The following is an 18,701-nucleotide window of genomic DNA, read 5'->3' as shown; positions in this document are numbered from 1 at the left end:
TGGAGTTGTCGGGAATTGAACCCGCAGCTCTACCTCGGCTTTGGCTTATGGGCTGCGGTTTCGCTCTCGGGCCTTGCCGGCGTCAGGGTCGGCGTCTGCCATCCCCTGCCACCAGGACCCGGAACCGCAGCGTAGGCGCGCACGCCATTCGACCTAATGGGGCTCGGAGTCGTGTGCGTGGTCGGCCTTGCTCGAGGGCAATCAGGCCGCAATACCGAGTTGCTGGTTGATCTGCGGCCAGTAAAGCAAACCTTCCGGGGTGAACAGAACCCAGTCGTGTATTTGGAAGTTGGCCAGTATGAAGCTGAACGGGGCCCCTTGGGCGAGGGCTGCTCGCTGGAGGACGGACGCCTGGGCTTCGAGTGGATCCCATGAACCCGAGTAGACGTATGTCGGCGGAAGTCCGCTCAGCGACCCATACAGCGGACTCACCAAATAGTTGTTCACCGGAAGATTGCCTGCCCAGAGCCTGGCGATCTGCCCAGTCCCTACGTCTAGCCACGGAGAGAGCAACACCATGGACGACGGTACCGGGTCACCCTGGCTCACCAGGTATTGGACGGCCGCTAGCGCGAGGTTGCCACCGGCGGAGTCGCCGATCACGCTGACGTTGGAGACCCCGTGTTGAGCGATTTGCGAGGAGATGAGGCCCGCCATTTTGGGCACAACCACGCCGGCGGTGCCTCCTTGCCACACCAAGGGGTAAATCGGCACTTGCACGGTCGCGCCGGTCAGGTTGGCCGTCACCGAGTAATTGATCCAGTGGAAAATTGAGGGCGGCAGGATAAACCCGCCACCATGAATCGCAACCACGTATTCGCCACTTGGATGAGCCGGCGTGATCTGTACGACGCGCATCCCGTCATACCTGCCGTACTGGACCGTTTGTCCCATTAGCCAAGTCAAATACGGTGACGGGGCGTTGCCGATGTACCACGCCAGCGGCGGGACTTCGAGCAGCTGCCAAAGCGGATTATTTGTCGCTGCAAGTGGCGTTTCGAGTCCGGACAAATTGAGGAGGGGTTTTACCGGCCACAGCGCAGCGGTTTTAAGGTTGTTTGCCAGTGACGGAATGTCGACGCTCGTGTTGGCCACCCGGGTGGATCCTCCGGTTGCCAGCACCGTGGTGGTCTGCTGAAATTCTTGCTGAACACCTAGCAAGGCCCGCCCAAAGGCCTCCAAAAGCGGAGCATTGGCCGCCTCAGCGGCAGCATACGCCCGACCCGCCCCGGTCAATGCCTGCACAAACTGCTCATGAAAAGCTGCGGCCTGTGTGCTGAGCGCTTGATATTCCTGGCCGTGGGCGCAAAACACAGCCGCGATCGCCGCTGATACCTCGTCCTCGGCGGCGGCCAATACCCCCGTGGTGGCACCCGCCACGCCCTGGTTGGCCGACGCGACCACCGAACCAATCGAGGCCACGTCCGTGGCCGCGGCGGACATAATCTCCGGCAACGCAAACACATACGACATCGCGCCGCTCCCACCACCGGGGCAACCGACCAAGTTGCCCAGCCAACACCCGATCGTCGAGTAGCCGGAGCTTATGCCCGCGCTCAGGAGTCACGTAGCGGTTTGCACGAATTACTAGGTTGCAGATGATATGGGCGGCCAGGTCGTTGTCGCCACCGAGCTCAACGTCCTGCCTCCGTGCGGGGCTCATCGGGCGGCCACCGGCAAGCCGGGTGAACCGCAGCCCGTCCAGCCGAATCGTCGCCGTCGGATCGTCTCCGCCGGAGTCGTCGACCACCTGAGCGCGGACCGTTAACGCGGACGTGGATGGCGCGGGCCAGCGGGCCGGTCAGCCCGAACAGGACCCGAACAGGATGCGCGCACCATCGGGCGCCTTGGCGAGCTCGCCGACAACGAAACCCATGGTGGCCGTGATCTCGCCGAGGTCAAGCTGCGCAGTGGGTCCGCCCGCTAGCCTGCAGGGCGCTTACCCGCAGCGACCTCGCCGGGATATTCGGCGTAGTACGGCACATAGCCGTCGTCGCGGCCGGCCAGCACGTACAGCGGGTCCTCGACATCGGGGCCGTAGGCCTGCTCACGCAGCTCGACCTTGCGGCTCTTGAACGTCGTGGTGTGCGCCATCGCCGGCACCACCCGCACGAACAGCGGCAACGCGTAGCCGGGCAGCTGCCGATACACCGCCCGGGCCAGGGCGCGTCCGTCAAACTCGGCCCCGTCGCGCAGCTTTACCGCGGCCATCCCGGCACGGCCGCCGGTGCGGGGAATCTCAACGCCGTAGACCGTGCACTCTTCGACGGCCGCGTCGGCCGCCAGCGCGGCTTCCACCTGTGTGGTAGCGACGTTCTCTCCCTTCCATCGAAAGGTGTCGCCCAGCCGGTCGACGAACGCGGCATGGCCCATGCCCTGCGGGCTCATCACGTCGCCGGTGTTGAACCAGCAGTCGCCGTCGCGGAAAGCGTTGCGCACCAACTTCTTTTCGCTGGCCGCCGGATCGGTGTAGCCGTCGAACGGTTGCAGCCTGTTGACCGGGCTGAGCAACAGGCCGGGCTGACCGGCTGGCACCCGGCGCACCCGGCCACGCTCGTCCCGCAGCGGGTCCCCGGTATCGGGGTCGTACTCCACGTAGGCCAGCGGCAGCGGCGAAACACCGGCGGTCCTGGGCACATTGAAGATGTTGATGAATGCCGAGTTGCCTTCGCTGGCGGCGTAGAACTCGCACACCCGCTGGATGCCGAACCGCGTCGTGAACTCTTCCCAAATCTCCGGGCGCAGCCCGTTGCCGGCGATCACTCGCACCCGGTGCGCGCGGTCGGTCGGTTTGGGTGGTTGGTTGAGCAGATACCGGCACAGCTCGCCGATGTAGATGAACGCCGTGGCCTGGCTGGCGATTACCTCGTCCCAGAACCGTGACGCCGAGAACGACGTGCCCAGCGCCAACGTCGCCCCGGAATTGAGCACCGAGGACACCGCCACCGTCAACGCGTTGTTGTGGTACAGCGGCAGGCAGCTGTAGAGCGTGTCGGAGCCCTTCAGCCGCAGCCCCATTCCGCCGAACACGGCCAGCGCCCGTAGCCATCGGTGATGGGTCATCACGCTGGCCTTGGGCAATCCGGTGGTGCCTGAGGTGAAGATGTAAAACGCGGTGTCCTTGGCCCGCACCGCCGACGCCGTAGCCGGGTTGGTGGCGGGCGCGGTTGCGGCCAAGCGCTCCAGCTCCGCGATGGTCAACACGCCGCCGGTTACGGGCCCCGCCGAGCCACCGCTTTCACTGACGGCGCTCACCAGGTCGGACTCGGCGATCAACACCTTCGCGTCCAGCAGACCGAGGCTGTGCGCCAGCACCTCGCCGCGCTGGTGGTAGTTCACCATGCCGGCGATGGCGCCGCACTTGACGGCGGCCAGCATCGCCAGCACCGCGTTGGGCGAATTGCGCAGCATGATGCCGACCACGTCGCGTGGACCGACACCGCGCGCGGCCAACACCGCCGCATACCGGTTGGCGGTCGCGTTGGCCTCGCGATAGGTCAGCTGCCGGTCGCCGAATTTCAGGAAGACCCGGTCGCCATAGCGGACGGCCCGGTCCTGGAACACGGTGCCGATCGACGTCTGGGACCGCGGCCGGGCGAGCAACCCGGTCAGCGCCCCGCGCACGATCGAACCGATGTCGGCCAGGACGGACGGCACCCGGGTCGCGACGTCTGCCAGCTTGACCGTTGCGCGCGCTCCGGCGCCGTGATCGGACACGTGATCCTCGATTCGTCCTGAGAAGTCCCGCTCACGCGGGTGCGCACGACTCCAGCGCCGCGCCCACCTTATCGACCACCACCAGCCGCTCGATCGCCACCTGGGAGACGTAACCGGTGTCGACCAATCCGTTCAGCCACACCAGCAGGCCGTCGTAGTGGCCCCACGGGTCGAGCATGACGATCGGTTTGCCGTGCATGCCGAGATAGCCTGCGGTCCAGGCGTCAAACAGCTCGTCCAGCGTGCCGACACCACCCGGTAGCACAAGGAATGCGTCGGCGCGGTCTTCCATCACCTGCTTACGCTCGCGCATCGTGCTGGTCACGATCAGCTCGTCGGCATCGGTGTCGGCGACCTCACGACGCACCAGCATCTCCGGGATCACGCCGACGGTGCGGCCCCGGCGTGCCCGCGCCGCCGTTGCCACGGCACCCATCGCCGACACGTGGCCGCCGCCCCAGACGAGCGTCCAGCCGCGATCGGCGATCGCCTCTCCGACCTCGGCGGCAAGCTCTAGCAATTCGGGGTGAGTCGGGCCGGCCGCGCAATATACACATACCGTCCACTCGCCGACGAGTTTCGGGCGCATACTCCGAAACGTAGACCAAGGCCGCAGAACCCGCGCACGTTTGGGCCCATCGCGCTGCGGCCGTTATCGCAGGGCAATAAAATCTGGCAGTGCCGATTCGGTGGAACGTCCCGCAGCACGCGGCCGCATTGGAGCACCTCGACGTTGCCCTCGGTGGCGCGGCGCGGCCCGGTCCGGGCGGGGCCGAATTGCCCGGCTCCAAAACGGGCCGCACCCGGCCCGCATCGTCGCCGGGCGGGGCCGTCGTACTGGGACCCGACGGCGTCGGCAAATCCACCTTGGCCCGGTTGGCCGCCGAACGGTTCTCCCGCCGACGCCCGACCGCGGTGACCCGCTGGGTCATCGGCACCCCAACGGAGCGCGTGGTTCCCTTCGGCGCCTTCAGCCATTTGGTAGAGATAGCCGACATCGGTAAGCCCGCCGCCCTGTTGCGGGCGGCCCGGGCATCGCTGAGCCGCGGCGTGCCGCGGGGCGATCTGCTGCTCATCGTCGACGAGGCCCACGACCTGGACATCCTGTCAGCCACCCTGGTGTACCAACTTGCGCTGGCCGGCACCGCCCGGATGATCGTCACCGCCCGCGCCGAGGCCGCGCCCGAGGCCATCGCGGCGCTGTGGACCGATGGTCTGCTGGAGCGGATCGACATCGAGCCGCCGGGCGGGGCGACCACCCCCGCCGAGGTTGACGAGTTCATCGCCGAGTTGCCTGCCGCGGCGCGGTTGGTGCTGGACTATCTTGCGGTCGAGGAGCCGCTGTCGCTCGCCGCTCTCACCGTCCTCGCCGGCGACGGTGCCGTGCGACAGGCGGAGGAGTTGGGCGCCGCGGAAACCCGGGTGCGCAGCGAACGCGCGCACGAGCCGGTGGTCTACACCGCCCACCCGCTGTTCGCCGCACGCGCCCGGGCGGCGCTGGGCGACGAAGGTGCGCGACGACGGCGCACCGAGCTGGTCACCCTGCTGTCGCAACATCCGTCCGCGCACCTCATCGACAGGTTGCGGCTGGCGTCGCTGGCCCTGGACAGCGACGTTCCCCAGCCGCTCGGTGAGGTCGTCGCCGCCGCGCAGCAGGCGCTGCGGCTGGGCGATCTGACGCTCGGTGAACGACTGGCCCGCTCGGCGCTGGCGCGCTCCGATAGCCCGGCGGCGCGGCTGCCGTTGGCGCACGCCCTGGCGTGGCAGGGCCGTGGCCGCGAGGCCGACGCGGTGCTGGCGGCGGTCGATTCCGCGGCGTTGTCCGAACCGGAGCTGATGGACTGGACGCTGCTGCGCGCGGCCAATCAGTTCTGGATGCTGAGCGAGCCGGAGCGGGCCACCGCGTTTCTTCGCACCATCCGCGGTCGGGTGTCGGACCCCGCCGCGCGCATTACCCTCGACGCGCTCGGCGCGACCTTCGCGATGAACGCCGGCAACGTCGGTCATGCCGTCGACATCGCCCGCGAGGTGCTGGTGTCACCGTCGGCCGACGATCAGGCGGTGGCGTGGGCGGCCAGCGCGGCGGCCCTGTGCGCGGCGCGGCGGGGCCGTCTCGACGACGTTGAGCCGCTGGCGCAGCGTGCGCTCGACGCCGAGCATCCCGGATTGCTGCGCTTCACCACCGGGTTGGCCCAGACCACCGCGCTGTTGCTGGCCGGTCGGCTGGACGCGGCGCGCGAGCTCGCTCAGCAGTTCACCGACTTCGCCGAACTGCAGCAGCCCGGCCGCGCGATCGGTGAGGTGCTGCTGGCGCACGTGTTGATCGCTGAAGGTGAATTCGGCCGAGCGGCGGCGCTGCTGCGCCCGTCGGCCGCCACCCTGGAACGCACCGGCTACTCGTGGGGGCCGCTGTCGATGATGCTGCTAGCCACCGCGCTGGCCCAGCTCGGAGACACCGCTGCCACCGCAAAAGCGTTGAGCAGGGCGGAATTTCGGCACGGAACCAAGTCGGCGCTGTTCACCCCGGAGCTGGGTGTGGCGCGGGCGTGGCGGTTGGCCGCCATGCGCGACCGGCAGGGCGCGGTGGTCACCGCCCGCGAGGCGGCGCGGATGGCCGAACGCGGCGGCCAGCTGGCCGTGGCGCTTCGCGTTTGGCACGAGGCCGTCCGACTCGGGGACACCCGCGCGGTGCATCCGCTGGCCCTTCTGTGCCGCGAGATCGACTGCACCGTCGGCCGGCTGGCGCTGGCCCATGCGCAGGCGCTGGCGGCCGGTGACGCGGCGGCGCTGCGGGCGGTGTCCAACGACCTGGAGGCCATCGGGATGCATGCGGCCGCCGCCGACGCCGCCGCGCAGGCGCAACGCGGCCAATAGCCGCCCCGCGCTCGTAGCTTCCTGCGCCGAGAGTGAATCCCACGACGGCTCCACGGCGTGTCGCGTCGTCAGATTCGCAGTCGGCGCGGTTGGGCGGTTAGGCCAAGTAGCGGCGCAGCATGTCCACCGCGGCGGTGATCTGGCTTGCCGGGACCCGCTCGTCGCTGCGGTGGGCCAGGTTGGGATCACCGGGCCCGTAGTTGACCGCCGGTATGCCCAGGGCCGCAAAGCGGGACACGTCGGTCCAGCCGTACTTCGCCCGCACCCGCCCGCCGGCGGCTTCGACCAGGGCCTTGGCGGCGGGCTGGGATAGGCCGGGCAGCGCGCCCCCCGCGGCGTCGGTCTGCTCGATTCGGACATCGAGCCCGGCGAACACGTCGTGGACGTGTTGCAGTGCGGCGGCCACCGATCGGTCGGGGGCAAAGCGGAAGTTGACCGTGACCGAAGCCGCGTCGGGAATCACGTTGCCGGCAACGCCACCGTCGACGCGCACCGCCGACAAACCCTCGCGGTAGGTGCATCCGTCGATGTCGACGCTGCGTGCCCGGTAGCTCGCCAGCCGGTCCAGGACGGCGCCCAGTTTGTGAATTGCGTTGTCGCCCAGCCAGGAACGCGCCGAATGTGCGCGGGTTCCGGTGGCGCTGACGACGACCCGCAGGGTGCCCTGGCAGCCGGCCTCGATCCAGCCGGCGGTGGGCTCGCCCAGGATGGCCAGGTCGGCGGCCAACCAGTCCGGCAGCTCGCGCTGGATGCGGCCCAAACCGTTTGCCGCCGACTCGATTTCCTCGCAGTCGTAGAACACCATCGTCAGGTCATGCGCCGGTTCGGCCACGGTGGCGGCCAAATGGAGGAAGACCGCGTCGCCGGATTTCATGTCGGCGGTGCCGCAGCCGTGCAGCACGTCACCCTCGAGGCGGCTAGGCAGGTTGCCGGCCGGCGGCACGGTGTCCAGGTGCCCGGCCAGCAGCACCCGCGAGGGCCGGTTCAGCCGGGTGCGGGCAAGCACCGCGTTGCCGTTGCGGGTGATCTCCAAGCCGGCCGTCTGCGCGCGTAGTGCGGCCTCCACCTCGTCGGCGATGCGCGCCTCGTTCCTGGACACGCTGGGGATGTCGACCAGCGCGGCGGTCAACTCGACCGGATCCCCGCGCAAGTCCAACACGGGCCCAGCCTAGTTGGCCGAGCAGACACAAAAGCCCCCATTTCGGCCCGCAAATGGGGGCTTTTGTGTCTGCTCGCCGGGGGAAGTAACCTGACCGCCGTGACAGGAGCAGCGGGCATTGGCTTGGCGACGCTCGCCTCGGACGGATCGGTCCTCGACACCTGGTTTCCCGCGCCGGAACTGACCGAATCGGGCACCAGCGCCACGACGCGGCTCGCGTCGTCCGACGTCCCCGCCGAGCTGGCCGCGCTGGTCGGCCGCGACGACGACCGTGGCACCGAAACCATTGCGGTCCGCACGATCATCGGCTCGTTGGACAACGTCGCCGCCGACGCGCACGACGCCTACCTGCGGCTGCATCTGCTGTCGCATCGCCTGGTGGCGCCGCATGGGTTAAACGCCGGCGGCCTGTTCGGGGTGTTGACCAACGTGGTCTGGACCAACCACGGGCCGTGCGCCGTCGACGGCTTTGAAACGGTGCGCACGCGGTTGCGCCGCCGCGGACCGGTGACGGTGTACGGCGTCGACAAGTTTCCCCGGATGGTCGACTACGTCCTGCCCACCGGGGTGCGCATCGCCGATGCGGACCGGGTGCGGCTGGGCGCCCACCTGGCGCCGGGCACCACCGTCATGCATGAGGGCTTCGTCAACTACAACGCCGGCACCCTGGGCGCGTCGATGGTGGAGGGCCGGATCTCGGCGGGGGTGGTGGTGGGCGACGGCTCCGACGTCGGCGGCGGTGCGTCGATCATGGGCACGCTGTCCGGCGGTGGCACCCAAGTCATTTCGATCGGCAAGCGCTGTCTGCTGGGCGCCAATTCCGGCCTGGGCATCTCCTTAGGTGACGATTGCGTGGTCGAGGCCGGCCTGTACGTCACCGCCGGCACCAAGGTCACGATGCCGGACGGCACCACGGTCAAGGCCCGCGAACTCTCCGGCGGCAGCAACCTGCTGTTTCGCCGCAATTCCATGACCGGGGTGGTCGAGGTGGTTGCCCGCGACGGCCGGGGCGTCGCGCTCAACGAGGAGCTGCACGCCAATTGACTTCCCGCTGTCTGGGATGCATTGTGCCGCAAGCGCGGTGCCGTCGGTTTCCGGCAGAAGGTAGATGCACGCCAGGCTGACCACCACCAGGGTGGCCAACATGAGACCGATCGCCCAGCCGCCGTAGATCGCCAGCAACGCGCCGGCGATCAGCGGCGGGACAGCGCCGCCCGCGACGCCGGCGAGGTTCATCGCCAACGCCGTGCCGGTGTAGCGGTAGCGGGTGGCGAACAGCTCGGGAATGAACACCGTGACCGGTCCGGAGCCGCCCATGGCGACCGCGAACGTGCCGACGATCGCCACACCGAACAGCAGTGGATCACCCGTATCGATCAGCGGGATCACAACCAACGACCAGGGTAGACCCACCGCCCACCCGAACAACATGACGCGACGGCGGCCCACGCGATCACACAGGCTGGCCGACAACGCGGCGCACGGGATGCAGGCCAGCCCGCCCAGCACGCCGACGAACAAGACCATGTCACGGGAATAGCCCAGGTGGGTGTGGGCGTAGGTGGGCAGATACGTGCTGGCCAGGTAGACGAAGCCGAAAAGACCGAGGACGCTGCCCGCGGCCAGGGCGATTTCCCGGCGCTGCAGGCGCAGCAGCTCGGTGATCGGTGCTCGAGGGGCCACATCGCTATTTCTTGCCCGGGTTTTCTCGAGCGCAAACACCGGAGTCTCGTTGATGTTGAGCCGCACATACAAGGCGATGACGATCAGGGCCGCGCTGATCAGAAACGGTATGCGCCACCCCCACTGCATGAACGCTGGGCTGTTTTCGCCGATGGTGTGGTTCACGCCGAGGAAGGTCAGGCTGGTCAGCAAGACCGCGACGCCACCGCCGACCAGGGTGAACATGCCGTATCGGCCGCGTTGGCGGGCGGGCGCGGACTCAGCGCTGAGCAACGCCGATCCGGCCCACTCGCCGCCGACGCCAAGTCCTTGCAGTAACCGTAGGGCGACCAGGATCAGCGGGGCCGCCGCGCCAATGGCCGCGGTGCTGGGAACCAGGCCGACGGCCACCGTCGACACCGCCATGATCAGCAGCGTGGCGACCAGGGTTTTCTTTCGACCCAGCCGGTCTCCGAAGTGCCCGAACACCGCCGCACCCACCGGCCGGGACAGAAAGGCCGTGGCGAACGTCCCCATCGAGGCGATCGTGGCCACCGCCGGACCCAGATGCGGGAAGAACACGGTGGGAAAGACCAGCGCCGCGGCGGTGCCGTAAACAAGGAAGTCGTAGAACTCGATCGCCGTGCCGACAAGGCATGCGACGGCCACCCGTTTCATCGGTGTGCCGGCTGTGGTGGTTCTCCCCGCGCCGGTCGTCCTCGTTTGCACACGACGACGGTAGGCGACCGGACGCGGTATCGCCTGGGGAAAATGCTGGCAATATCCTGCGCGTCGACGCAGCCCTGGCTTGGCACGCCGAGCGTCACCAGCATGGGGCACCGGTCATCGCGACGTGCCGCCGGACGCAGACACCGGATCAGTCAATCGCGGTTGACAATATGACGGGGATGGCCTTAGCCTCCAATTGTCAACCAGTGATGACAATTAGCCGTGGTGGGTGGTGATCCCCCCGCCGCCGGCAACTCGTGAAGGGAGCTTGACGATGTTGAAGCTGCGCGCCTTGTCCGCGGGTGTTCTGTGCGCCGCCGGCCTGTCACTGGCCGGGGCCCTGGCGGGACCCGCGGTCGCCTCCGCCGCCCCGGGGCAGCAACCGATCCCGGGTCCGATGCACCCGGCGGCGCCCCTGCACCCGGCGGCGCCCCTGCACCCGGCAGCGCCCCTGCACCCGGCGGCGCCCCTGCACCCGGTCCCGCCGCTGCACCCGGCGGCGCCCCTGCACCCGGTCCCGCCGCCGGACCACCCGGTGTACCACTACACCGATGACCTCACACACCCGGTCTGGTCGATCACCCATCCATTCTGGGCGCTGGTGCCGTAACGGATGTGGCGCTAGCGGGCGGCCGGGATCCGCTGTCCGCGGCACACGCGGCGCGGGGCGGGACGCGCACGATGCGGCTGAGCCCACCGCCACCTATGTGGCCCACGGACAGCCCGCCCAGCAGGTGTCCCGGCCCGCCTGCCGTCCGCCGCGACGCACTTGAGCGCAGCCACCAACGGCGGCTCGACCACCACCGCCACGCCACCACCAACCCCACCGGGGAGAGGCCATGAGTTGGGCAATTTCTCACGCCACCTCTGCGGTTAAGTCAGAAACACCTGATATCTGATTAACCTCAGGGCCGGTAGCGACAATCATCAAAATCGCTCAAGAGCTCCGGCTTCGAGGTTGGCGACGCTCATCGGCCCCAGTGCGCCGTAGCCGGCTGCCCGGGTCGGAGGACGGGGCCGCGGGTCGGCGGTGTCGTATGTGCTGACAGCGCTGGCGAGGCCGGTTGCCGCGGCCGGTCGATCGAGGCCGGCGCATTTTGACCAACAAAACCGCCGGTCCATTGTGCATAATGCCCAAGAGTTAGAGTTCGGGGCATCACGGCTGATGTATATTAACCGCTGGCGGACTCTTCGACTTCGGAAATTGACGCTAAAGAGTATGCAGCACATTGCTGCTTTTTGGCCCCGGTGGTCTTAGGCTTTGGGGGCTACCGATTCGTCGAGACGACGGACACTCCCGGATCGGTGTGACCACACGTCACGACGTATTGGAGGGTGTCTGATGTCATTCGTGATCGCGCTGCCGGAGGCGGTAGGGACGGCGGCCGGGGATTTGGTGAGCCTCGGCTCGGCGCTCAACGCGGCCAACACCGCCGCGGCGGCCCAGACCACCGGCCTGCTGGCCGCCGCCGAAGACGAGGTGTCCGCGGCCATCGCGGCGCTGTTCTCCGACCACGGCCAGCAATACCAGGTGGCCAGCGCGCAGGTGGCGGCGTTTCATGCCCAGTTCGCGCAGGCCCTGACCGCGGGTGCGCAGTCGTATGCCACCGCGGAGGCCTCCGGCGCCGCGGCCATCGGGGAAGGCGTGCTCGGCCCGATCAACGGGGCGTTCCTGGCCGCGACCGGGCGTCCGCTGATCGGTAACGGCGCCAACGGTGCCCCGGGAAGCGGGGCAAACGGTGCTCCCGGCGGCTGGTTGTTCGGTAACGGCGGCAACGGCGGCTCGGGTGCGGAAAGCCTCAAGGGCGGGGATGGCGGGGCCGCCGGCCTGTGGGGCGCCGGCGGCGCGGGTGGGGCCGGCGGGCCCTCACTGACAGGCGTGGGCGGGGCCGGCGGCAACGGCGGGACCGGCGGGTGGCTCGGGGGCAGCGGCGGGGCCGGCGGCGCGGGCGGCTTCACGAATAACGTCGCCTCGCTCAATGGCGGCGCGGGTGGCGCCGGTGGAGCCGGCGGGTTGTTCGGCGGCGGCGGCAACGGCGGGCCAGGCGGCATGGCAATCAGCTCCGGCACCGCCGGGGCGGGTGGGGCCGGTGGTGCCGGCGGGCTGCTCGCCGGGCTGGTCGGCGCCGGCGGCGGCAACGGCGGCAACGGCGGCGACAGCGGGGCAGCGACCCCCGGGGTCGGCGGTGCCGGCGGCCACGCCGGCGCGCTGTGGGGCAGCGGCGGGGCGGAGCCGGCGGGAACGGCGTGGGCCGGGACGGCGGGGCCGGCGGGGCCGGCGGCAACGCCGGCCTGCTGTTCGGCTACGGCGGGCCCGGCGGGGCCGGCGGATCCAGCGACACCGGGTCTGGCGGGGCCGGCGGTGCCGGCGGCGATGCCGGTTTGCTGTTCTCCAGCGGCGGCCCCGGCGGGGCTGGCGGGTCCACTTCAACTGGAGGCGAGAACGGCGGGGCCGGCGGGGCCGGCGGCGACGCCAGCCTGTTTGGCTGGGGCGGTCCCGGCGGGGCCGGCGGAGCCAGTCTAGGAAACGACGGCGGGGTCGGCGGGGCCGGCGGCAAGGCCGGCGTCGTGTTCGGCATCGGCGGCGCCGGCGGGCAAGGCGGGCTTGGCGTAATAACCGGGGGTCAGGGCGGGGCCGGTGGCAGCGCCACGCTGATCGGCAACGGCGGCAATGCCGGCCAGGGTGGGACCGGCGCGGTGGCGGGTACCGCCGGCGCCGGCGGCACCGCCGGCCTGCTGTTCGGTCTCGACGGTTTCAACGCGCCGGTTAGCGGTTCGCCGCTGCACGTCCTGCAGCAACAGGCGCTCAACGCGATCAACGCGCCCGTCCTGGCGGCCACCGGGCGACCGCTGATCGGAAACGGCGTGCCCGCCCCGCCCGGCTCCGGGGCGCCCGGCGCTCCCGGGGGCTGGTTGCTCGGCGACGGCGGCGCCGGCGGGTCCGGAGCCGCCGGGTTGCCGGGTGGCGCCGGCGGGGCCGCCGGGCTGCTGGGCAACGGCGGCGCCGGCGGGGCCGGTGGCAACGTGCCGGGGGCGGGTTCGGCCGGGGCCGGCGGGACCGGCGGGGCCGGCGGGTTCCTGTCCGGCAACGGCGGGGTCGGTGGCGCCGGCGGAATCGCACCGGACCTGGCCGGCACGGTCGGTGGGGCCGGCGGCGCCGGTGGTCCTGGCGGGCTGCTGGGCGCCGGCGGGATCGGCGGGGGCGGCGGCAGGGGAACAATCGCGGGAGCCGGCGGAGCCGGCGGGGCGGCCGGTGCGCTCGGCGGGCTGCTCGGCGCCGGCGGCGGGGACGGCGGGGCCGGCGGAAGCGGCGCAACGCCGGGTGCCGGCGGGGCCGGCGGCAACGCCGGCCTGCTGGCCGGGTACGGCGGCGCGGGAGGGACCGGTGGAGACTCCGGCGGCGGCGCCGCGGGCGCCGGCGGGGCCGGGGGCAACGCCGGCCTGCTCTGGGGCAGCGGCGGAGCCGGCGGATCCGGTGGCGACAGCGGAGGCAAAGGCGGCGGGCCCGGCGGAAACGGTGGCACCGCCGGCCTGCTGTTCTCCAGCGGCGGGGTCGGTGGGAACGGCGGATTCGGCCCGACTTCCGGCGGCGCGGGTGGGACCGGCGGTAACGCCGTCCTGCTGGGCTGGGGCGGCGCCGGTGGGCAGGGCGGAGAAGGCGTAACCTCGGGCGGCGGTGCTGGTGGAACCGGCGGTAAGGGCGGCCTGTTGATGGGCGACGGCGGCAACGGCGGCAACGGCGGGAAAAGCACCGTAGCCGGCGGTGGCGCCGGCGGGGGCGGCGGTAGCGCGGTGATCATCGGCAACGGCGGCAACGGCGGCAACGCGGGGCTAGGCGGCGGGGGCATGGGCGGCGCCGGCGGCGCCAGCGGGGCGTTGTTGGGCCTCAACGGGCTCAACGGGCTGCCGTAACCAACCGTGGATGTTCCGCACCCGGCCGGCCCGCGGCAGCCGCATGCGCGCCGCTCAAGAAAAGCCGGTCGGCACGTCAAGTGTGCCGGCGTAACTTGTACGCACAGCGTTCGGCTGTGGCTCAGCCCTCTGACAGCAACTGCTTCTTGCGGACCTTACCCAGCCCGTTACGGGGCAGCGCATCCACCAACCGCACCTCACGCGGGCGCTTGTGCACCGAAAGCTGTTGGGCCACAAACCGAATGAGATCGTCCGCGTCGATACCCGGAGATCCGACGACGTATGCGACGATCCGCTGGCCCAGGTCCTCGTCGGGCATGCCGACGACGGCGGCTTCGGCCACATCCGGGTGGCCGAGCAATGCCGTCTCGATTTCTCCCGCGCCGATGCGGTATCCGCCCGACTTGATCAAGTCGACCGACTCCCGTCCCACGATCCGGTGCATGCCGCTGCTGTCGACGACCGCGACGTCGCCCGTGCGATACCACCCGCCGGGGTCGAACGCCTCGGCGGTGGCCTCGGGTCGATTCAGATAGCCGTCGAACAGCGTCGGACCCCGAACGTGAAGCTTGCCGATGGATTCCCCGTCGTGCGGGACCGGATCGCCGTGGTCGTCGATCAGTCGGGTCCGTATCCCGGCCAGCGGCAGACCGACCCAGCCCGGCCGACGTTCGCCGTCGGCCCGGGTCGACAGGGTGATCAGCGATTCCGAGGCGCCGTAGCGTTCGATGGGCCGGTGTCCGGTGAGCTGCACCAGCCGCTCGAACACCGGCACCGGCAGCGCCGCACTGCCCGATACCAGCAGCCGCGCCGGCCTGAGCGCCTCGGCTGCCGCCTGGTCGGCCACCATTCGCGACCACACCGTCGGCACCCCGAAATACAGTGTTCCCCCGCGTTCGGTCCCCGCTTGGGCATAACCGGCCGGCGTCGGTTTTCCGGTGTGCACGAAGCGATTTCCGATGCGCAGCGACCCGAGCAGGCCCAGCACCAGGCCGTGTATGTGATACAACGGCAAGCCATGCACCAGCACGTCATCGGCGGTCCATTGCCATGCGTCGGCCAGGGCGTCCAGGTCGGCGGCGATCGCCCGTCGGCTCAGCTGGACACCCTTGGGCGGGCCGGTGGTACCCGAGGTGTAGACCACCATCGCGACGGCATCGGGCGGGGGCTCGGGATACCGATGCCAGGAACGTGCGTGCCGGCGCACGGGGATGTGCGGCAATCCTTCCGGATCCTCGGGCACCGCGCCCAGCCAGGCCTGGGCACCCGAGTCGGTGAGGATGTGCCGGCGTTCGGCCACACCCACGTCGGCGGGCACCGGGACAACGGGCACACCGGCGATCAGGCAGCCGGTCACGGCCAACACCGTCGACGCCGTCGGCACGGCCAGCACGGCCACCCGGTGCGCGCCACCGACCCGCTCGGCCACCGACATCGCGGCGCCGGCCAGGTCGCCGCGGCTCAGTGCGACGCCGTCGATGCTCACCGCGTCAGGGATGTCCTGGGCGGCGGCCGCGGGATGCAGTGAGGTCAGCAGCACCTGAGCAGGTTACCCGGATTCGGTGGCCGACCGGGCGCTAAGCCGGTCTCATCCGCCGGTAGGCCGCCGCGTGCCGTTCGGGTGGCGCATCGGGTCGCGGAAAGAGCGGCCGCAGCACCGCCGGCGGCTCAAAGGGCGCCCACACCCCCTCGGGCTGGGCCAGCCGGTCGGCGATGGCCCACACCACCGGCGGATTGTGGCCGTAACCGATGTGGCTGCTGCGCACCGCGATGTTTTCCGCGCGCTCCGATGGCGGATTCATACACGTCTGCCAGGCGACCATGCCGTCACACCGCGAGTAGATCGCGGTGGCCGGCACCGGCAAAGGCTCACTTTCCATTTCCAACGGCAGCTCGTGCCGCTCGACGTGCAGGTGCGCGTAGCGATCGAAGCTCCAGGCGGAGCGGGATTCGCTGGTGTGCCGCATGCCGAACGGGCTGCCCAGGGTAATCACCTGCCGCACCGACGACGGATAGTCGCGGGCCAGGCTGCGCGCGAAGATGCCGCCCAGGCTCCACCCGATCAGGCTGACCGAGGCGTTGTGCCGGGTGTGGAGCTCATCCAGGAGATCGCGCATCCCGGCCACCGCCTTGGCCGTCGGGCCGATGTTGCGGCCCAGCCCCCAGCCGTAGGCCGCATAGCCCAGCCGGCGCAATATTCGGCGAAGGATCCAGGTGGACCCGTCGCCGGCCAGCAGGCCGGGCAGCACCAGCACCGGATGACCGTCGCCGGTCGGCAGCATCCGCTGCAGCGGTAGCACGGTGAGCAATTGGCCATACTCGATGCCCGCGCGCGGTATGTCGGTGAGGTAGAGAAACAGCGACGGGGCGTCGGATGGGCGATCCACGGGCTCTAACACAGCCATCAGCATGTCATATCGCGGCGGTCAACAGGCACAAATAGCGATACAACGCCGTGCATGCCCCCAGTGAGACCCCGATCACGCGGTGAATCATTCGCGCAGATCACGGTCCCACAGCTGCATCAGGGTGGACAGAATCTCCTCGCCACGGCCAAGCCCGGCGAGATGACTTTCACCAGGCAAGTGCAACAACTCGGCGTCGGGAAGCCGGGAAACGACGTGCTCACCGTGGGAGAACGGAACGATGTGGTCGTGGTCGCCGTGCCACCAGCGGACCGGGACTTTCACCTCGTCAAGCCGGAATCCCCAGTCGCGGGCAAAGACAATCACGTCCGCGAACGGCGCGGCTAGCTGCTTTCGGCTGCCGTTGAGCAAATCGTCGAGAAACATCGCCTTGAACTCGGGACGGGCCAGCAGATGCCGGTCGGCCTCGGGTGAGAACAGGCCATAGATGTCGAGCGCGGGCGATGCGACCGGCCGAGCCGCGCGGATCAGCAAGCTCGCGGCCAGCCGCAGCGGGCTGCCGCCCATCTGCAGCAGCGGCGCCACCGCCAAACCAAGGCTCATCAAACCGCCACCGATCGCGTCCGGGCCACGGGTGGGCGCCACACCGCCCAGGACACCGGCGGCCACTACCCGATCGGGCAAGCCGGCGGCGCACGCAAGGGTGTAGGGACCGCCGCCGGACAGCCCCACGACGGCCATCTTGTCGATGCCGAGCGTGTCGGCGATGGTCCGCAGGTCGTCGGCGAACGCCGAGATGGTCTCGTACTGATAGGGCGTCGACGAGCCGATTCCGGGCCGGTCGACGCCGATCAGACGGATATTGTGGTGGTCGGCGTAGACCCGGGCCTCGGTGGGAATCTGGCGGCGAGCGCCGGGAGTTCCGTGTAGCCAGAAAACCGCACGCCCCTGTGGTGCGCCGAACTCGGCGAAGCCGATCTGGCGGTCCTCGCCGACGGCGATGGTGCCTTCCAGTTTCGGGCGGGCGATAACGACTGCCATGCCGAGCAGCTTGACATGTGGCGGCGCGGCGGTAAACCGCAAGGTGTATCAGGTGTGGCGGCAGCCGGCGGCTCAGGTTGGCCGTTGCACGAACGACGTGAGCGCCCCAGCCACCAGGTCCGGGTCGTCGCACATGGGAAAGTGGTTGCCCAGGCGGACCCGCAGTTGATCGTTGAACTGACCGAGAATGGTCAGCAGTGGCCGGTCGGCCAGCGGTCCGCGTAACGCGGCGTCGACGTCGGCATAGAGGGCATCGGCACGGCGCGCATCGCGAAAGTAGGCATGCCACGCCCGGCGGGCCGGAGCATCGACTCCCGCCCGAAAGGCGGCGCGGTCGGCGCGGCTCCAGTGCCGACCGGCCCAGACAATGCTCCAGCTGCCGACGTGCACAAACAGCACCGCCGGCCCGTCGCCGGTGTCGGTAACCGCGACGCCGCCCCGGTCGTGGCTCAGCAGGCAGGGCTGCCAGGGCCACGCCGACGGCGGCAACCAGCTCGGCCGGTCAAGTGCGGCAAGTGCTTTCATGGTGATACCTCCAATACCTACCGAACGCTGCCGAGTTCGGCGCGTAACGGGTCCAGTGTCGTGTTGAAGGCTGCACCAGCACATGGATTTTCGTGATCCTGCCGTCCTCGATCGACAGGGCCAGCACACCGGCAAGCTGCCGGTCGGCAAAGGCCAGCACCGCCGGTTGACCGCACACCGGCCGGGCTACCAGGACGGTTGCGGGGTGGCTCCAGTGGCGCAGGATGGTTGCGCCAACGCGACCCGCACCCACGACAACAACGCCTCTGCGGGCGTCGATCTCGCCGGAGACGCCCGGATCCAGCACCTCGAGCAGCGCGGCCAGGTCTCCGTTGCAGCAGGCTTGGATGAACGCTCTGGTGACGACGCGATGCTGGGCTGGCTCCACGCTGGCCGCGATGCCGATTCGTTGATCTTGCGACGGGCCCCATGAGCCAGCTGCCGGCATGCGGAGGCCCGGCTGCCAACCGTCGTGGCGATTTCCTGGTAGGGCAGCTGAAAGATCTCGCGTAGCACGAACACCACCCGCTCCGCGGGGCCGAGGCGCTCAAGCATGATCGGCAAAGCCAGCCTCACCTCGTCATCCAGAGTCACCCGGTCAGCCGGGTCAACCGATGACGCGCTGGCGTCACCGTCGTGCCGTGCGGCGATGTCCTGCGGGCGCTGCCGGCGCGTGGATGCCGACTTGGCGTGATCCAGACACAGCACTTACCGGG

General features: G+C 69.9%; 12 protein-coding genes and 4 pseudogenes. 5 read left to right on the top strand and 11 right to left on the bottom strand.

Annotated features, from left to right (window positions below; genetic code table 11):
• Positions 1–201: 201 nt before the first annotated feature.
• The 4 genes and pseudogenes from lipY to G6N20_RS02025 form a co-directional block, all read right to left on the bottom strand.
• Positions 202–1,473, bottom strand: a complete 1,272-nt coding sequence (gene lipY / locus G6N20_RS02040; protein WP_083047691.1) for a triacylglycerol lipase LipY — start codon at positions 1,471–1,473, stop codon at positions 202–204.
• A 124-nt stretch (positions 1,474–1,597) separates the two neighbouring features.
• Positions 1,598–1,921, bottom strand: a pseudogene (locus G6N20_RS02035) (maleylpyruvate isomerase family mycothiol-dependent enzyme); the annotation flags it as partial.
• 2 nt (positions 1,922–1,923) lie between these two features.
• Positions 1,924–3,717: a long-chain-acyl-CoA synthetase FadD6 gene (gene fadD6, locus G6N20_RS02030; RefSeq protein ID WP_083047693.1), complete on the bottom strand. Its 1,794-nt coding sequence runs from the start codon at positions 3,715–3,717 to the stop codon at positions 1,924–1,926.
• A 31-nt stretch (positions 3,718–3,748) separates the two neighbouring features.
• Positions 3,749–4,306, bottom strand: coding sequence for a TIGR00730 family Rossman fold protein (locus tag G6N20_RS02025; RefSeq protein ID WP_083047695.1), 558 nt, complete (start codon positions 4,304–4,306; stop codon positions 3,749–3,751).
• 89 nt (positions 4,307–4,395) lie between these two features.
• Between G6N20_RS02025 and G6N20_RS02020 the strand changes: the two genes are divergently transcribed.
• Positions 4,396–6,591 carry an AAA family ATPase gene (locus tag G6N20_RS02020; protein ID WP_083047697.1) on the top strand — a complete coding sequence of 732 codons (2,196 nt, stop codon included), beginning with the start codon at positions 4,396–4,398 and terminating at the stop codon, positions 6,589–6,591.
• 97 nt (positions 6,592–6,688) lie between these two features.
• On the opposite strand, the gene dapE is transcribed toward G6N20_RS02020, so the two are convergent.
• Positions 6,689–7,750 carry a succinyl-diaminopimelate desuccinylase gene (gene dapE / locus G6N20_RS02015; protein WP_083047699.1) on the bottom strand — a complete coding sequence of 354 codons (1,062 nt, stop codon included), beginning with the start codon at positions 7,748–7,750 and terminating at the stop codon, positions 6,689–6,691.
• Between the two features lie 90 nt (positions 7,751–7,840).
• On the opposite strand from dapE, the gene dapD reads away from it, so the two are divergent.
• Positions 7,841–8,794, top strand: coding sequence for a 2,3,4,5-tetrahydropyridine-2,6-dicarboxylate N-succinyltransferase (gene dapD / locus G6N20_RS02010; protein WP_142271994.1), 954 nt, complete (start codon positions 7,841–7,843; stop codon positions 8,792–8,794).
• 24 nt (positions 8,795–8,818) lie between these two features.
• On the opposite strand, the pseudogene G6N20_RS02005 reads toward dapD, so the two are convergent.
• Positions 8,819–10,090: pseudogene (locus G6N20_RS02005) on the bottom strand (MFS transporter); the annotation flags it as partial.
• A 325-nt stretch (positions 10,091–10,415) separates the two neighbouring features.
• On the opposite strand from G6N20_RS02005, the gene G6N20_RS02000 reads away from it, so the two are divergent.
• The 3 genes and pseudogenes from G6N20_RS02000 to G6N20_RS22070 all read left to right on the top strand — a co-directional run bounded on the left by G6N20_RS02000 (position 10,416) and on the right by G6N20_RS22070 (position 14,053).
• On the top strand, positions 10,416–10,751 hold the full coding sequence (locus G6N20_RS02000; RefSeq protein WP_083047703.1) for a hypothetical protein: 336 nt from the start codon (positions 10,416–10,418) through the stop codon (positions 10,749–10,751).
• Between the two features lie 732 nt (positions 10,752–11,483).
• Positions 11,484–12,002 (top strand): annotated as a pseudogene (locus G6N20_RS22075) (PE family protein); the annotation flags it as partial.
• 386 nt (positions 12,003–12,388) lie between these two features.
• Positions 12,389–14,053, top strand: a complete 1,665-nt coding sequence (locus G6N20_RS22070) for a PGRS repeat-containing protein (RefSeq protein ID WP_408632555.1) — start codon at positions 12,389–12,391, stop codon at positions 14,051–14,053.
• A gap of 121 nt (positions 14,054–14,174) precedes the next feature.
• Here the strand turns inward: G6N20_RS22070 and G6N20_RS01985 are convergent, their stop codons facing one another.
• The 5 genes and pseudogenes from G6N20_RS01985 to sigI all read right to left on the bottom strand — a co-directional run.
• On the bottom strand, positions 14,175–15,593 hold the full coding sequence (locus G6N20_RS01985; protein WP_083050749.1) for an acyl-CoA synthetase: 1,419 nt from the start codon (positions 15,591–15,593) through the stop codon (positions 14,175–14,177).
• 37 nt (positions 15,594–15,630) lie between these two features.
• Positions 15,631–16,464 (bottom strand): esterase/lipase family protein, encoded by an 834-nt coding sequence (locus G6N20_RS01980; RefSeq protein ID WP_083050746.1) that lies wholly within the window; start codon positions 16,462–16,464, stop codon positions 15,631–15,633.
• A gap of 81 nt (positions 16,465–16,545) precedes the next feature.
• Positions 16,546–17,460 carry an alpha/beta fold hydrolase gene (locus tag G6N20_RS01975; protein ID WP_083050763.1) on the bottom strand — a complete coding sequence of 305 codons (915 nt, stop codon included), beginning with the start codon at positions 17,458–17,460 and terminating at the stop codon, positions 16,546–16,548.
• Between the two features lie 72 nt (positions 17,461–17,532).
• Complete coding sequence (locus tag G6N20_RS01970) at positions 17,533–17,991, bottom strand: hypothetical protein (RefSeq protein WP_083050760.1); 459 nt, start codon at positions 17,989–17,991, stop codon at positions 17,533–17,535.
• Positions 17,992–18,002: 11 nt separating this feature from the next.
• Positions 18,003–18,690: pseudogene (gene sigI / locus G6N20_RS01965) on the bottom strand (RNA polymerase sigma factor SigI); the annotation flags it as partial.
• Positions 18,691–18,701 lie beyond the last annotated feature (11 nt).

The organism is Mycobacterium shinjukuense (assembly GCF_010730055.1).
In the GTDB taxonomy this organism is placed as follows: Bacteria; Actinomycetota; Actinomycetes; order Mycobacteriales; family Mycobacteriaceae; genus Mycobacterium; species Mycobacterium shinjukuense.
The sequence above is the reverse complement of the archived record's forward strand: the minus strand, read 5'-3'. Positions and strand labels throughout refer to the sequence as shown.

What these genes read in the sequence shown, in the direction of transcription:
- lipY (WP_083047691.1), bottom strand. Translation starts at nt 1,473, where the DNA reads ATGTCGTATGTGTTTGCGTTGCCGGAGATTATGTCCGCCGCGGCCACG.
- G6N20_RS02025 (WP_083047695.1), bottom strand. Translation starts at nt 4,306, where the DNA reads ATGCGCCCGAAACTCGTCGGCGAGTGGACGGTATGTGTATATTGCGCG.
- G6N20_RS02000 (WP_083047703.1), top strand. Translation starts at nt 10,416, where the DNA reads ATGTTGAAGCTGCGCGCCTTGTCCGCGGGTGTTCTGTGCGCCGCCGGC.
- G6N20_RS01980 (WP_083050746.1), bottom strand. Translation starts at nt 16,464, where the DNA reads ATGCTGATGGCTGTGTTAGAGCCCGTGGATCGCCCATCCGACGCCCCG.
- G6N20_RS01975 (WP_083050763.1), bottom strand. Translation starts at nt 17,460, where the DNA reads ATGGCAGTCGTTATCGCCCGCCCGAAACTGGAAGGCACCATCGCCGTC.